Source organism: Stenotrophomonas sp. P2112 (assembly GCF_041897515.1).
Lineage (GTDB): Bacteria > Pseudomonadota > Gammaproteobacteria > Xanthomonadales > Xanthomonadaceae > Stenotrophomonas > Stenotrophomonas sepilia.
Map to the genome: position 1 here is coordinate 2,588,118 of NZ_CP169216.1, position 13,841 is coordinate 2,601,958.

A 13,841-nucleotide genomic window follows, 5' to 3' on the forward strand; every position below is an offset into this window, starting at 1 on the left:
CGATGGCAGGCAGATGTCTCCCGTTCCTTCCCCCGCCACCGCAGCGCCGGTGGTCGATTTCTTCCACGACGTGGTCTGCGGCTGGTGCTTCGTGCTGGCCCCGCGCCTGCAGCAGGTCTCCGCCGAACTCGGCATCCAGGTGCGCCACCGCAGCTTCGTGCTGCAGGACTCGCGCGCGCAGATGGTCGAGGTGTTCGGCTCGATGGCGCGCGCCAAGGCGATCATCCTGCGCCACTGGACCGACTGCGCCGCGCATGAAGACATCGCGCGCATCGATATCGAAGGCATGCGCGCACAGGACTTCGAGTATCCGTCCGGCTGGCTCGGCGCACTGGCCTGCCAGACCGCAGGGCTGATCGGTGGCAATGATGCCCATGGCGCGATGTTCGACGCGGTGCAATGGGCGCACCTGCACCAGCACCGCAACATCGGCGATGCCGAAGTGCTGCTGGATATTGCCGAATCGCTGGGCCATCCACGTGGCGCCTTCGCTGACCACATGCGCAGCGACGCGGTGCGCCAGCGCGTGCAGGCCGATCGCGCCGAAGCTGCCGCGCTCGGCATCCGCTCCATCCCCACCGTGATCGGCGGCAACGGCCTGCGCCTGCAGACCCTGCCGCTCCCACACCTGCGCCAGGCCCTGGCGCCCCTGGTCGCGGCCTGAGCCGCCCCCTCCCCCACCCTGCAAGGAGATTTCCCCATGACCCCACGTACCCTGTCCACCGCGCTGGCCCTGCTGCTGGCCGCCACCGCCGCGTCCACCACCGTGTCCGCGCACGAACGCGTTCCCTCCGGCCAGCAGGTCGGCACCAGCCCGTGGGGGCCGAAGGACGAGATCGGCCGCCTCAACCTGATCACCGAAGCCTCGCGTGCGGCGATCCTGTCGCGGGTCAGCGGCGGCAAGGCCTATGACCTGGCCACCGACTACTACGTCGGCATGCCCAGCTGGCAGGATGCCGGCGACCCGCACTACCAGTTCTGGATGACCCACACCCCGCGCGGCACAGTGATGGACGATCCGATGGGCGTGGGCGAGGCCATGAACCTCACCCGCAGCTACACCGGCACCGCGTTCTCGATGTACAGCCACACCGGCACCCACATCGATGCGCTGAACCACTTCGGCATCCACGGGAAGATCTGGAACGGCTTCGAGGCCGACAAGCACCTCGGCGACCGCGGCTGGAATGTCACCGGCATCGAGAAATTCCCGCCGCTGATCGCGCGTGGCGTGCTGATCGACGTGGCCGGCGCCAAGGGCGTGGACATGCTGCCGGACAGCTACCGCGTCACCCGCCAGGACCTGAAGGATGCGCTGGCACGCCAGAAGGTGAAACTGCAGCAGGGTGACGTGGTGCTGATCCGCACCGGCCGCATGCGCCTGTTCGAGCAGCCCAGGGCCTACATGGCCAACCCGCCGGGCATGGGCCTGGACGCGGCACGCTTCCTGGTCGAGGACGGCGGCGCGATGATCGTCGGCGCCGACAACCTCAGCTTCGAGACCTTCCCTTCGGAGGTGTCCGACGACTACGTGCCGCTGCACACCTACCTGCTGGCACAGCAGGGTGCGCCGATCATCGAGCTGGTGGCGCTGGACGAACTGGCCCGCGACAAGGTCTACGAATTCGCCTTCATCGGCGGCCCGCTGAAGATCCGCGGTGGCGATGCCGCGCCACTGCGCCCGGTGGCGCTGCCGGTGCGCCCGTAACCAGGGGCATCCCCGGGTAGCAACGGGCCATGCCGGGTGGGTGCCGACCTTGGTCGGCACCGCTCTTTACCGCTATCCACGCATGGCGTGGATCTACCAGGCTGCGGCATGGATTTGCCGTGGCTCTCCAGTAGATCCACGCCATGCGTGGATGCTTTCCCCCTTCAGCAACCTGAAACCGGACCCTCCGATTTCATTAGTAATTCTACTTACAACGCGAGTAGCATGTCTGGTCTCAGCCCCTGATACCGGCTCGTCGATACTCGCGCCATGCCCGCCGTTTCCGCCCGTTCCTGCCGCTTCCAGCCCACCCGGCGCCTCCCCTGGAGGATCGGCTGATGGGTGCGGTCGTTGCCCTCGACCGGCTGCTGGACGGGCGCCAGCTGTGGCGCGGCCCGGCCCGCCAGGGCCCAGCCAGCGACCATCTGGCCAGCGGCCATCCGGCACTGGATGCACGCCTGCCCGGCGGCGGCTGGCCGGCCAGCGGACTGTGCGAGGTACTGCAGGCGGTGCCCGGCGTTGGCGAATTGGCGCTGGTATGGCCGGCACTGGCCAGGCTGAGCCAGCGCGACCGCCCGATCGTGCTGGTCGCTCCGCCCTATCGCCCGCACGCTCCGGCCTGGGCAGCGGCCGGGCTGGAACTGGCCCAGCTGCAGGTCATCCAGGCCACGCCGAAGCAGGCACTGTGGGCCGCCGAACAGTGCCTGCGCTCTGCGGCCTGCGCGGCGGTACTGTGCTGGCCGCATCAAGCCGACGACCGCGCCCTGCGCCGCCTGCAGGTGGCCGCCGACAGCGGCCAGTGCCTGGGCTTCGTGTTCCGCGAGGCGCAGGCCGCGCGCAATCCCTCCCCGGCCAGCCTGCGCCTGCAGCTCGACCACGGCCAGGTGCGGGTGCTGAAGTGCCGTGGCGGCCTGCCGCCGGCACAACCGTTGCCGCTGGCCATCGCCCACTGAGGACGCGCCATGCACTGGGCCTGCCTGTTGTTGCCGCAGTTGGCGCTGGACAGCGTGCTGCGCCTGCAGCCCGACCCACAGCGGCCCTTGGTGCTGCTGCAGGGGCCGGCACAGCGACGCGTAGTGCGTGCAGTCAGCCCGTCAGCACGCGCCGCGGGGTTGCGCCCGGGCATGCTGCTGTCGGCTGCACAGGTACTGGTGCAGGACATGCACCTGCACGACTACGACCCCAATGCCGAACAGCACACCCGGCAGCTGCTGGCCAGCTGGGCCTATGCCTACAGCTCGCAGGTCAGCCTCGATTTTCCGCATGCGCTGGTGCTGGAAATCGGTGCCAGCCGCGCCCTGTTCGGTGACTGGCTGACGATCCAGCAGCGCCTGCGCAACGAACTGCACGAACTCGGCTTCCGCCACCGCCTGGTGGCCGCGCCTACCCCACATGCCGCGCGCGTGCTGGCCAACGTCCACGATGGCCTCGGCCTTGATGCGCAGCAGCTGCCGGCGGCGCTGGCGCAGCTGCCCCTGGCGCGCTGCGGCCTGCCCAGCGAGGCGGTGACGGTGCTTGGCCGTTCCGGCCTGCGCACGTTGGGCGCGGTGCTCAAGCTGCCGCGCGACAGCCTGGCCCGGCGCTTCGCCCCCGAGGTCCTGCAGCAGCTGGATGCATTGCGCGGGCTGCCCACCGCGCCATTGCGCTACTACCAGCCACCGGACCGTTTCGATGCGCGCATCGAATTCGAATACGAGATCGAATCCAGCCAGGCCCTGCTGTTCCCGCTGCGCCGCCTGCTGCTCGACCTGGCCGCGTTCCTGTGTTCGCGCGATGGCGGCGTGCAGCGCTTCGACCTGCATTTCGAGCATGACCTGTTGCCGGCCAGCGTGCTGACCATCGGCCTGTTGGCGCCCGAACGCGATCCCGCGTTGCTGTTCGAGATCGCGCGCAACCGCATGGAAGCGTTCGCCCTGCCGGCCGGCAGCCGCGCACTGCGCCTGCAGGCCGAACAGCTGCCGCCGTTCGTGCCCGCCGCGCGTGACCTGTTCGATACCCGTCCGGCGCAGGCGATGCCGTGGAACCAGCTGCGTGAGCGCCTGCGCGCGCGGCTCGGCGATGACGCCGTGCAGCCGCTGGCAGTGCAGGCCGACCATCGCCCCGAACGCGCCAGCGGCACCCAGCCAGCAGCCAGGCCACCGGCATACTGGCCACTGCGCCCCGGTTGGCTGCTGGACGCTCCACAGCCGCTGCGTGACCCGCGCCTGCGCATCATCGCCGGGCCGGAGCGGATCGAATCGGGCTGGTGGGACCAGGCTGACGCGCGCCGCGACTACTACGTGGTGGAAACCGCGCATGGCCAGCGCGGCTGGGCCTTCCGCGCGCGCAACGATCCGCATGCGCCGTGGATGCTGCACGGCTGGTTCGGCTGAGCCGCCATGCGCAGCGAACTGCCCGGCTACGCCGAACTGCACTGCCTGTCGGCCTTCAGTTTCCAGCGCGGTGCTTCGATCGCCGAAGAGTTGTTCGCGCGCGCCGCTGGCCAGGGCTACCGCGCGTTGGCGATCACCGACGAATGCTCGCTGGCCGGCATCGTGCGTGCCTGGCAAGCGGCGAAGGCGCATGGCGTGGCGCTGATCGTCGGTGCCGAATTCCAGGTCGAGGACGGGCCGAAGCTGGCCCTGCTGTGCACCGACCAGGCCGCCTATGCCGGGCTCTGCCAGTTGATCACGACCTGCCGGCGGCGGGCTGCCAAGGGCGAGTACCTCTGCCTGCGCGAGGACCTGCTCGGCCTGCCCAACGGCCTGCTCTGTCTATGGCTGGACCGGCAACCGGCCGCTACCGACCTGGAACTGCTGCGCACCGGCTTCAATGATCGGCTGTGGCTGGCGGTGGAACTGCACCGCGAACACGATGACGCACGCCGCCTGCAGCAGCTGCAGGCCTTCGGCGAACGCCACCGCCTGCCCCTGGTCGCCAGTGGCGACGTGCACATGCACGTGCGACGCCGCCGCGCCCTGCAGGATACGCTGACCGCGATCCGCCACCGCTGCAGCGTGGCCGAGGCCGGCTGGCGCCTGTTTCCCAATGGCGAGCGCCACCTGCGCCCGCGTACCGCGCTGGCCCAGCTGTATCCGCCCGAACTGCTGGCTGAAACCCTGCGCATCGCCGAGCGCTGCCACTTCACCCTGGAACAGCTGCAGTACACCTATCCGCGCGAGCTGGTGCCCGAAGGACACGATCCGGACAGCTGGCTGCGCGTGCTGGTCGAGCGCGGCATCCAGTGGCGCTGGAAAGGCGGCATCGAAGCGAAGCAACGCACGCAGATCGAGCACGAACTGGCGCTGATCAAGCAGAAGAACTATGCCTCCTACTTCCTCACCGTGCAGGACATCGTGCGCTTTGCGCGCAGCCAGGACATCCTCTGCCAAGGCCGTGGCTCAGCGGCCAACTCAGCGGTGTGCTTCGTGCTGGGCGTGACCGAGATCGACCCGGCACGCAGCAACCTGCTGTTCGAGCGCTTCATCTCCGCCGAGCGCGACGAACCACCGGATATCGACATCGACTTCGAGCACGAGCGGCGCGAGGAGGTGCTGCAGTACGTGTTCAAGCGCTACGGCCGCGAGCGCGCCGCACTGACCGCGGTGGCGATCAGCTACCGTGGCCGCAGCGCGATCCGCGACGTGGCCCGCGCGCTGGGCCTGCCGATGGACCAGGTCAACGAACTGGGCGCGGCGATGGACCACTGGGGCGGCAACATCCCGCTGCCGGAAACCCTGCGCGAGCGTGGCTTCGATCCGGACACGCCGTTGATGCGGCGCCTGCTGGCACTCACCGCAGAGCTGATCGATTTTCCGCGCCACCTGTCGCAGCACCCGGGCGGTTTCGTGATTTCCGAGCATCCACTGTCGACCCTGGTACCGGTGGAGAACGCGGCGATGGCCGACCGCACCGTCATCCAGTGGGACAAGGATGACCTGGATGCCACCGGCCTGATGAAGGTCGACTGCCTGGCATTGGGCATGCTCACGGCCATCCGCAAATGCCTGGCGATGCTGAAACAGCATGGCCTGCACAGCGGGCGCATGGATGCGATCCCCGACGAAGACATCCCCACCTACGACATGATCAGCGCCGCCGACACCATCGGCGTGTTCCAGATCGAGTCGCGCGCACAGATGGCGATGCTGCCGCGCATGCAGCCACGCAACTTCTACGATCTGGTGATCGAAGTGGCGATCGTGCGTCCCGGCCCGATCCAGGGCGACATGGTGCATCCCTACCTGGAGCGGCGCCGGATCCTGCGCGAACAAGGCCCGGACGCGTTGAACGACCCGGACAACCCGCTCTACCCACCGCAGCTGGAACGCGTGTTCGCGCGTACGCTGGGCGTGCCATTGTTCCAGGAGCAGGTGATGCAGCTGGCGGTGGATGCGGCCGGCTACACCCCGGGCGAGGCCGATGCCCTGCGCCGTTCGATGGCGGCCTGGAAGCGCCGCGGTGGGCTGGAACCACATCGCGAGAAACTGCTGGCCGGCATGCTGAGAAACAACTTCAGCCGCGAATACGGCGAGCACCTGTTCGAGCAGATCAAGGGATTCGGCGATTACGGTTTCCCGGAAAGTCATGCCGCCAGCTTCGCCCTGCTGACCTATGCCAGCTGCTGGCTGAAGTGCCATCATCCCGCCGCGTTCACTGCCAGCCTGATCAACAGCCAGCCGCTGGGTTTCTACAGCCCTGACCAGCTGCTGCAGGACGCGCGGCGGCATGGCATTACCGTTCTTCCCGTGGACGTACGCCACAGCGACTGGGACTGCACGCTGGACTTCAGCAGGGGGCCGGCGGCGATCCGTCTGGGCCTGCGTCTGATCGACGGCTGCAACGAAGATGCCGTGCAGGCCATCATGCGCGAGCGCGCGCGGCGCCCGTTCGACGACGTCGGCGACCTGTGCCAGCGCACCGCGCTGGACCGCCGCCAGCAGGGCCTGCTGGCCGATGCCGGCGCACTGCGCGGGCTCAGTGGCCATCGCCATCGTGCACGCTGGGATATCTCGGGCGTAGAGAACCGGCTGCCGCTGTTCGACCAGGCCCGTGCCACTGCCGAAGCCCGCGTGCCCCTGCCACTGCCCAGCGCCTGGGAGGACATGCAGGCCGACTACCGCAGCACCGGCACCACCCTCGGCCGCCACCCGATCTCGTTCCTGCGCGCGCAGCTGCGCAGCCGCGGCTGCCTGGATGCCGCGCAGCTGGCCGGGCACGGCCATGGCCGCCGCGTGCGCATCGCCGGACTGGTGCGCATGCGCCAGCGCCCGCAGACCGCCAGTGGCGTTACCTTCCTCACCCTTGAAGACGAGACCGGGATGGTCAACGCCGTGGTCTGGCGCCACCTGGCCGATCGCCAGCACCGGGTGCTGGTCGACACCCAGCTGATGCAGATCGATGGCCGCCTGGAGCGCGTTGATGGCGTGCAGCATGTCATCGTGCAGCGCATGCACTGCCTGGATGAGCTGCTGCAGGGACTGCGCAGCCACAGCCGCGATTTCCACTGACGATACAGATCGTCACACAACGAACTGGCCTTTGCCCGCTGGCATCCGCTATCGTCGGCCTATCCAAGGAAGGACGACCCGATGCCCCGTGTGCTGCTGCTGACCACCCTGGTGGTCTCGACCCTTGCCCTGCTCGTTTCCGGCTGGACCGCCTGGAGCCTGCATCGCAGCCAATCGCCTGAGCGGATCATCGAAGCGCGCGGCCTGGTCATCCACGATGGCACTGGCCAACCACGGCTGATCCTCGGTGCGCCGGTGCCGGACCCCCTCAGCAGGGGCCGCACCCAAGGACCGCGTGCAACCGCGCTGTCCGGCCTGATCCTGCTTGGCCCCGACGGTTCCGAGCGCGGCGGTTATGGCACCAGCGACCGCGGGGGCGAAGCCCTACTCACTCTGGACGATGCCACCGGCACCACCGAAGTCTTCAAGGTCGTCGCCAATCCGGACCGTGGCGCCAGCCTGATGGTCAAGCACCAGAACAATACCGGCGCCATGCTCACGTCCTGGCAGGGCAAGCCGGAGCTGATGTTCGTCGATGACAGTGGCCAGTCCTACTACGTGCGCCCCAACGCCAACGCCGCGCCCTGATCTGCTTCTAGCGTCGAGCATGGCTGGGCGCTATACCCCACACACCGCCGCCAGGTCATCGGCCAGCTGCCGCAGCTGCGCCGCCCCCAGCGCCGCGCAGGTGATGCGCAGGCCATGCGCTGGTGCAGCCACCGCAAACACTTCGCCAGCACGCACATGCCATCCGCGCGCAGCCAGCGCCAGCACCTGTGGATGGCTGTCGGCCGGCAACGGCAGCCACAGGTTCAATCCCTCCATCGGCAACGGCGTCGGCACGCCACGCACGCGCAGCAGTTCCTGTAGCGACTGCAGGCGCTGCTGGTACCGCTCGCCTGCCGAGGCGATCTTTGCCCGCTGCGGCGCTGATGCCAGCACCGAAGTGGCGGCATCCTGCAGCAGATGACTGACCCAACCGATGCCGGACGCCAACCGCAACCGCAACCGCATCGCGGTCTCGTCATCACAGGCCAGCCAGGCCAGGCGCAGGTCGGGGCCGAGCGGCTTGGACAGCGAACGCAGCAGCGCCCAGCGCCGGCCATCCAGCGGCAGTACCGAGTGGTAGGCCTGCTGCGAGAGCAGTGCGTAGTGGTCATCGATCAGCACCGCCACCTGCGGATAGGCCGCCAGCAGCTGGCGCAACGCCCGTGCCCGCTTCGCATCCAGGCTGGCCCCGGTCGGATTGTGCGCCCGTGGTGTCAACAGCACCGCGCGTGCACCGGCCTCCAGCGCCTGTCGCAGCGATTCGACCTGCATGCCATGCGCATCCATCGTCACCGGCAACGGCGCATGGCCGACGGCATTGAGCACATTGAGGCTACCGAGGAAGCATGGATCCTCCACCGCGATGCGATCGCCCGGCAGCAGCCATGCCGCCAACAGGCGCTCGATGCCATCGACCGCGCCATGGGTCAGCTCCAGCGCGTACCCCTCGGGGCAATCCGCATCCAGCGAGGCGCGTGCCAACGCCTGCAACCTCGGGTCGACCGTGCCCACGCCATACAACCGCGGTGCCGCCGCGGCCAGGCGCAGGCTGGGCAACAGGCGCGGATCCGGGTTGCCACCGGCCAGGTCCTGCAGCGCCAACCCCGGCGTACTGCCCTCGCGCGCCAGCATCGGCGGCAGGCCACGCACCACCGTGCCGCGCCGGCCTGCGGTGCTGGCCAGGCCGGCCGCGTCCAATCGCTTGTAGGCGGCGGCCACGGTGTTGCGATTGACCCCCAACTGATCGGCCAGATCGCGAACCGGCGGCAGCACGCTGCCGGCCGGCAGACGGCCTTTGCCGATGCCATCGCGGATGCTGTCGAAGATCGACTCGGCGCTATGCCCGGTGATTTTCATTTTGTCCTATGCCAAAATAATTCTTGTCCTGTGCCAGTGTATCCCACCCTGGCCGCCCTGCATTGGAGGTGCCCGCATGCCCCTTGCCGCCGCCGACTGGCCCGTCGCCCAGTCTGTTGAACAGATCGCCGCCAACCTGGTCACGGTGCGCCAACGCATCGCCGATGCGTGTGCCCGCGTCGGCCGGGACCCGGCCAGCGTGCGCCTGCTGCCGGTCAGCAAGACCGTCGATGACGCCCGCATCCGCATGGCGGTGGCCGCCGGTTGCCGCGAGCTGGGCGAGAACAAGGTGCAGGAGGCGCAACGCAAGGCCGAGACGATGGCCGATCTGGGCGTGCACTGGTCGGTGATCGGGCATCTGCAGACCAACAAGGCGCGCTACGTGGCGCGCTTCGCCAGCGAGTTCCAGGCGCTTGACAGCCTGCGCGTGGCCGAAGCGCTGCAGCAGCGCCTGCAGCTGGAAGACCGCACGCTGGATGTTTTCGTGCAGGTCAACACCTCCGCCGAACCCAGCAAGTACGGACTGGAACCCGCTGCCGTCGAGGCATTCGTGCAGCAGCTGCCAGTCTTCGACCGGCTACGCGTGCGTGGCCTGATGACTCTGGCCATCTTCACTCCCGAAGTCGAACGTGTGCGCGCGTGCTTCGTGCGCCTGCGCGAACTGCGCGAGCAGCTGCAGCGTACCGCCCCACCCGGCATCGACCTGTCGCAGCTGTCGATGGGCATGTCCGGCGACTTCGAAGTGGCCATCGAGGAAGGCGCCACCGTGGTCCGTGTCGGCCAGGCCATCTTCGGCGCACGCGCCACCCCGGACAGTTTCTACTGGCCCAGCAATGGAGCCCCGGCATGAAGCACGCGGTTGTCCTGCAACACGTTGCCTTCGAGGACCTTGGCACCCTGCAACCGTTGCTGCTGGCCCAGAGCTGGCAGCTGCAGGTGCTGCAGGCGGGTGTAGATGCACTCGATCCGGCCGAAGCGGCTGACCTGCTGGTGGTGCTGGGTGGCCCGATCAGCGTCAACGATGTTGATGTTTACCCGTTCCTCAACGATAGCATCGCGCTGTTGCAAGGGCGTTTGCAGCAGCAGCGGCCCACGCTGGGCATCTGCCTGGGCGCGCAGCTGATGGCACGTGCACTCGGTGCCGATGTCGCCGCCAGTGGTGGCAAGGAGATCGGCTTTGCGCCACTGCTGCTCACCGATGACGGTCAGCGCTCGCCACTGCAGGCCCTGCAGGGCATTCCGGTACTGCATTGGCATGGCGAGGCGTTCGAACTCCCAGCGGGTGCACGCCGCCTGGCCAGCACGCCGGCCTGCCGCCACCAGGCCTTTGCCATCGGTAACCATGCGTTGGCACTGCAATGCCATCCGGAGCTGGACGCGCGCCAGTTCGAGCGCTGGCTGATCGGTCACACCCTGGAACTGGCGCAGGCCGGCATCGATCCGAACGACCTGCGCACGCAGGCGCGTCGCTATGGCGCGCCACTGGCCGCGGCCGCCACCGCGATGTTCGACCATTGGCTGCAGGACCTGCCGGAGCTACCGCGATGAACTACCGATTGCAGATCCACCGCGATGGCGCCTACTGGGGCCACTTCGACTGCAGCGGCCCCGATGCCATGCAACGCATGGACGCCATCGCCGCACAGCTGCCTGCAGACCAGGGCTTCCAGCTGAAACGGCAGAAAGGCATCGGCGAAGAGCGCATCCTGTCCAGCAATGCCGATGGCCTGCGCGTACTGGCTTCGCAGATCCAGTACCGCGACCTCTGACGATCGTCACGGTAGTGCCGGCCGCTGGCCGGCACCTGACGGGCAACAGATTTGCCGGCCAGCGGCCGGCACTACCCCGGCTGTTCGCCCGCGTGCGAAGCTTCACCCATGCTGACCCTGCAACGCGGCAGCCACCACGGACTGCTCATCGCACCGCGCTGGCCCTCTACCCGCATCCAGCTGGAAGAAGAAGTGCTGCAACGTTTGCTCGACGCGCAGGCATTGCTGCCTGCCGGGCTGGGCCTGCTCGTCACGCGCGGCTTCGAACCCAGCCACAGCCGGCTCGGCGGCTTCCGTCGTGGCGTGCGTTGGCTCGGCATCGCGGTGTTCCGCGCCTGCTATCCGCAGCGCCATGATGAAGTCGATGCCATCTTCGGCGCCAACGGCCACGACATCGATGGCCGTCATATCGATGTCTCAGTGGTATTGCACGGCAAGCGGCTGCGGCTGCTGCCACTGGGCGTGTTCACCCCGCCGCGCTGGCAGCAGCGTCGCACCGCCCGCCATGCCGAAGCGATCGCCCGGGTGAAGCGCAGCCTCCAGCACTGCGGTTTCGAGCTGCATCACAACCCCACCGAAGCCCTGCAGATCCACTGCGACTTTCGTCCGCGCTGACCTCGCAGTCGGCCACGCATGCCGCGACTCGCGTCCATGGATGCAAATGATTCTCTTTTGCCGTAAGGTGTAGCCGCTGCCCTTGCCGCCGCGGGCTGTTCCCTTTCCCAGTTGTCGCCCGCCCCGTGTCCACGCCTGTCGAACCGACGGATGTCGCGCAGCTGTGCGCGGCCCACTACCAGCCGCTGCACGCCCATGTCCGCCGTAAGCTCCCGCAACGCAGCGACGCCGATGATGTCGTCCAGGAGACCTGGCTGGGCGTCGTCAGAATCGCCGCCAGTGGCCTGCTGAGCAATGGCCGCGCCTACCTGTACCGCGTCGCCCACAACCTGAGCCGCGGCACCCGCGCTGCTGGTGGCCGGTCGCTGGCATGTACTGCGCGGTACTGGCATGCCGGGCTACCTGCCAGCGGGCACACCAGCGCTGGTGATCGCGCTCGCTTCAGTCGGTGCATCCGTCGATGCGACCGACGCCGACCTGCTATGGGTGCTGGACGATGAGTGAGCGCGGCCAACACTGGCAGGCGATCGCCATCAGCATCGGGCTTCACCTGTTGCCCCTGCTGCTGTTGGTGCACTGGGTGGCCGCGCCGCCATTGCTGCCGCCGCCCGAGCAGGACGTGCGCATCAGCCTGCGCCTCCTGGCACCGGCGACGCCGCCGCAGCCAGTGGAAGAACGCCAGGCCGACACCCCCAGCCAGGCGCAGCAGGCGCGCGCATCCCAACCCACGAAGTCGCCCCCTCCACCGAAGCCCACCGCCGCACGCGAGGGCGAAGTGGCCGCCAGCGAACGCAGTGGCGCTGGCCGGCAAGCCCTGCCGGTCGCCCCGCCTGCGGCCGCGACCGATGCAAGTCCCGCACCGGCATCGATCACGGCCGCGCCGCCCGCTCCCGACGCCCCACCGGCGGACTTCCAGGCCGGCGCCGCCAGCGATCAGTGGGAAGCCCGCCTGATGGCGCGGCTGGAGCGCTATCGCTACTACCCTGCTGCGGCCCGCTCACGGCGCCAGCAGGGCACTGCCTGGGTCAGGGCCAGCATCGATCGCCAGGGACGCCTGCTGGCCCTGCGGTTGGAGCAGTCCAGTGGCCAGCCGATGCTTGACGGCGCCGCACTGCAGACCTTCCGCCGCGCGCAGCCGCTGCCGCCCATTCCCGATGAACTGAAGGCACCACAGGAACTGGTGGTGCCGGTGGAGTACTACCTGCGCTAGGCGTTGTGGAACTGTGCTGCAGTCTGCAACCTCAACCCAGGTTCAGGTCAAACACATCCGGCGCAACAGAGCAGTCCGCCGTGTGCAACGATCGCAGCGTGCTGTATCGCCGGGCCCATGCCCGGCTGCTCCATGCGAACGGCAGCCGAGCATGGGCTCGGCTCTACAGGGGAACAGAACCTGGCCGGGCGAGGCCCCGGCGCGAAAGAGGCAGGGCTACGTCCACGCCGGATCCGCAGTGAAATCGATGGTCAACCAGAACGTGCTGCCCCGCGCATCCAGCCGCACGGCGATCTCATCGCGCATCGCATCGACCTCGCCCACCGAGCCCAATGGCGTACCGGGGTCTGCCAGCACATGGATCTCGATGAAGCGCATCCGCCCCATCTTCGCCACGTGGCTGGTGAAACCGGCATAGCCACGCTCGGACACGAATGCCTGCATTACCTGCTGCACGCGCCGGTCCAGGTCATCCGGCGCCACCTGCAGCACTTCGCGCATGGCCTTCCATGCACTGCGCGCCGGCACTGGCAGTACCGCCAGGCTGATCAACGCCAGCACGATCGAATCCAGGTACGGGACCCAGTGGTGCCACTTGCCGCCATGCAGGACAAGGGCCAGCACGAAGGCCAGCACCACCGCCAGGCTCATCAATCCACCCAGCAGCCAGCCTCTTACATCCAGCCACAACAACGCCGAGCGCAGGCGCCGCGCACGCTGCGCGACGAACGTCGCCATTGCCAGGTTGCAGGCACTCAGCAGCGCCGCCCACCACAGCGCGGGCCCGAATTTCACTTCGTGCCCGCCTGTGGTCAAGCCGATGACCGCGTTGGCCAGCGCGTACACGCAGGCCAGCGACAGGATCACCCCACCGAGTGCCTCGACCATCGGCTCCAGGTGCCAATAGCCATACTGGAAGCGCGGGCTCTGCTCCCGCGCCACCAGCCGCAGTACCGACAACGAAACCAGAGTCAAGGCAACGTCGACCAGGCTGTACACGCCGTCGAACAGGATGGCCTGCGATCCCACCAGCAGGCCACCGATGAAGCCGACCGCGCTCACCGCGATGGTCACCCCGATGGAGAACTTCAGGATGCGTTGCTCGCGCGCGGTATCCATCGCTCGCCGAAGGGCCGACCGTCGCC

14 protein-coding genes and 1 pseudogene are annotated in these 13,841 nt (G+C 68.3%); 13 read left to right on the top strand and 2 right to left on the bottom strand.

All coding sequences use genetic code 11. The features are described 5' to 3' along the window. Positions 1 to 13 precede the first annotated feature (13 nt). The 6 genes from ACEPA4_RS12005 (at position 14) to ACEPA4_RS12030 (ending at position 7,785) form a co-directional block, all read left to right on the top strand. Entirely contained in the window at positions 14 to 664 is a 651-nt protein-coding gene (locus ACEPA4_RS12005; RefSeq protein WP_053499638.1) for a DsbA family protein, read from the top strand. A 36-nt stretch (positions 665 to 700) separates the two neighbouring features. Next, positions 701 to 1,708: a cyclase family protein gene (locus tag ACEPA4_RS12010; protein WP_065196109.1), complete on the top strand. Its 1,008-nt coding sequence runs from the start codon at positions 701 to 703 to the stop codon at positions 1,706 to 1,708. Between the two features lie 338 nt (positions 1,709 to 2,046). After that, positions 2,047 to 2,661 carry a translesion DNA synthesis-associated protein ImuA gene (gene imuA, locus ACEPA4_RS12015; protein ID WP_139727269.1) on the top strand — a complete coding sequence of 205 codons (615 nt, stop codon included), beginning with the start codon at positions 2,047 to 2,049 and terminating at the stop codon, positions 2,659 to 2,661. 9 nt (positions 2,662 to 2,670) lie between these two features. Continuing rightward, positions 2,671 to 4,080: a DNA polymerase Y family protein gene (locus ACEPA4_RS12020; RefSeq protein ID WP_005417086.1), complete on the top strand. Its 1,410-nt coding sequence runs from the start codon at positions 2,671 to 2,673 to the stop codon at positions 4,078 to 4,080. Positions 4,081 to 4,086: 6 nt separating this feature from the next. Beyond that, positions 4,087 to 7,197, top strand: coding sequence for an error-prone DNA polymerase (locus tag ACEPA4_RS12025; RefSeq protein ID WP_139727271.1), 3,111 nt, complete (start codon positions 4,087 to 4,089; stop codon positions 7,195 to 7,197). Positions 7,198 to 7,278: 81 nt separating this feature from the next. Further along, a complete protein-coding gene (locus ACEPA4_RS12030; RefSeq protein ID WP_005417089.1) occupies positions 7,279 to 7,785 on the top strand; it encodes a hypothetical protein in 507 nt (168 codons plus the stop codon). Between the two features lie 30 nt (positions 7,786 to 7,815). Here the strand turns inward: ACEPA4_RS12030 and ptsJ are convergent, their stop codons facing one another. Next, positions 7,816 to 9,102, bottom strand: a complete 1,287-nt coding sequence (gene ptsJ, locus ACEPA4_RS12035; RefSeq protein ID WP_053499651.1) for a transcriptional regulator PtsJ — start codon at positions 9,100 to 9,102, stop codon at positions 7,816 to 7,818. Between the two features lie 76 nt (positions 9,103 to 9,178). Here ptsJ and ACEPA4_RS12040 point away from each other — a divergent pair, with 76 nt between their 5' ends. The 7 genes and pseudogenes from ACEPA4_RS12040 to ACEPA4_RS12070 all read left to right on the top strand — a co-directional run bounded on the left by ACEPA4_RS12040 (position 9,179) and on the right by ACEPA4_RS12070 (position 12,696). Then, entirely contained in the window at positions 9,179 to 9,952 is a 774-nt protein-coding gene (locus tag ACEPA4_RS12040) for a YggS family pyridoxal phosphate-dependent enzyme (RefSeq protein ID WP_065185754.1), read from the top strand. Next, positions 9,949 to 10,650: a glutamine amidotransferase gene (locus tag ACEPA4_RS12045; protein ID WP_005417093.1), complete on the top strand. Its 702-nt coding sequence runs from the start codon at positions 9,949 to 9,951 to the stop codon at positions 10,648 to 10,650. The genes ACEPA4_RS12040 and ACEPA4_RS12045 overlap by 4 nt, the downstream gene beginning before the upstream one ends. Then, complete coding sequence (locus ACEPA4_RS12050; protein WP_005417095.1) at positions 10,647 to 10,871, top strand: hypothetical protein; 225 nt, start codon at positions 10,647 to 10,649, stop codon at positions 10,869 to 10,871. The genes ACEPA4_RS12045 and ACEPA4_RS12050 overlap by 4 nt, the downstream gene beginning before the upstream one ends. A gap of 108 nt (positions 10,872 to 10,979) precedes the next feature. Beyond that, positions 10,980 to 11,486 carry a hypothetical protein gene (locus ACEPA4_RS12055; RefSeq protein ID WP_005417100.1) on the top strand — a complete coding sequence of 169 codons (507 nt, stop codon included), beginning with the start codon at positions 10,980 to 10,982 and terminating at the stop codon, positions 11,484 to 11,486. 125 nt (positions 11,487 to 11,611) lie between these two features. Then, positions 11,612 to 11,818 (top strand): annotated as a pseudogene (locus ACEPA4_RS12060) (RNA polymerase sigma factor); the annotation flags it as partial. A gap of 22 nt (positions 11,819 to 11,840) precedes the next feature. Beyond that, positions 11,841 to 11,990, top strand: coding sequence for a hypothetical protein (locus ACEPA4_RS12065; RefSeq protein WP_164093399.1), 150 nt, complete (start codon positions 11,841 to 11,843; stop codon positions 11,988 to 11,990). After that, a complete protein-coding gene (locus ACEPA4_RS12070; RefSeq protein WP_005417103.1) occupies positions 11,983 to 12,696 on the top strand; it encodes an energy transducer TonB in 714 nt (237 codons plus the stop codon). The genes ACEPA4_RS12065 and ACEPA4_RS12070 overlap by 8 nt, the downstream gene beginning before the upstream one ends. 216 nt (positions 12,697 to 12,912) lie before the next feature. Here the strand turns inward: ACEPA4_RS12070 and ACEPA4_RS12075 are convergent, their stop codons facing one another. After that, positions 12,913 to 13,815: a cation diffusion facilitator family transporter gene (locus tag ACEPA4_RS12075; protein ID WP_005417104.1), complete on the bottom strand. Its 903-nt coding sequence runs from the start codon at positions 13,813 to 13,815 to the stop codon at positions 12,913 to 12,915. Between the last annotated feature and the right edge of the window lie 26 nt (positions 13,816 to 13,841).

Excerpts from the sequence above, each read along its gene's own strand:
- ACEPA4_RS12040 (WP_065185754.1), top strand. The coding sequence starts at position 9,179 with ATGCCCCTTGCCGCCGCCGACTGGCCCGTCGCCCAGTCTGTTGAACAG.
- ACEPA4_RS12025 (WP_139727271.1), top strand. The coding sequence starts at position 4,087 with ATGCGCAGCGAACTGCCCGGCTACGCCGAACTGCACTGCCTGTCGGCC.
- ACEPA4_RS12050 (WP_005417095.1), top strand. The coding sequence starts at position 10,647 with ATGAACTACCGATTGCAGATCCACCGCGATGGCGCCTACTGGGGCCAC.
- ACEPA4_RS12005 (WP_053499638.1), top strand. The coding sequence starts at position 14 with ATGTCTCCCGTTCCTTCCCCCGCCACCGCAGCGCCGGTGGTCGATTTC.
- ACEPA4_RS12045 (WP_005417093.1), top strand. The coding sequence starts at position 9,949 with ATGAAGCACGCGGTTGTCCTGCAACACGTTGCCTTCGAGGACCTTGGC.
- imuA (WP_139727269.1), top strand. The coding sequence starts at position 2,047 with ATGGGTGCGGTCGTTGCCCTCGACCGGCTGCTGGACGGGCGCCAGCTG.
- ACEPA4_RS12030 (WP_005417089.1), top strand. The coding sequence starts at position 7,279 with ATGCCCCGTGTGCTGCTGCTGACCACCCTGGTGGTCTCGACCCTTGCC.
- ACEPA4_RS12070 (WP_005417103.1), top strand. The coding sequence starts at position 11,983 with ATGAGTGAGCGCGGCCAACACTGGCAGGCGATCGCCATCAGCATCGGG.
- ACEPA4_RS12010 (WP_065196109.1), top strand. The coding sequence starts at position 701 with ATGACCCCACGTACCCTGTCCACCGCGCTGGCCCTGCTGCTGGCCGCC.
- ACEPA4_RS12055 (WP_005417100.1), top strand. The coding sequence starts at position 10,980 with ATGCTGACCCTGCAACGCGGCAGCCACCACGGACTGCTCATCGCACCG.
- ACEPA4_RS12020 (WP_005417086.1), top strand. The coding sequence starts at position 2,671 with ATGCACTGGGCCTGCCTGTTGTTGCCGCAGTTGGCGCTGGACAGCGTG.
- ptsJ (WP_053499651.1), bottom strand. The coding sequence starts at position 9,102 with ATGAAAATCACCGGGCATAGCGCCGAGTCGATCTTCGACAGCATCCGC.
- ACEPA4_RS12075 (WP_005417104.1), bottom strand. The coding sequence starts at position 13,815 with ATGGATACCGCGCGCGAGCAACGCATCCTGAAGTTCTCCATCGGGGTG.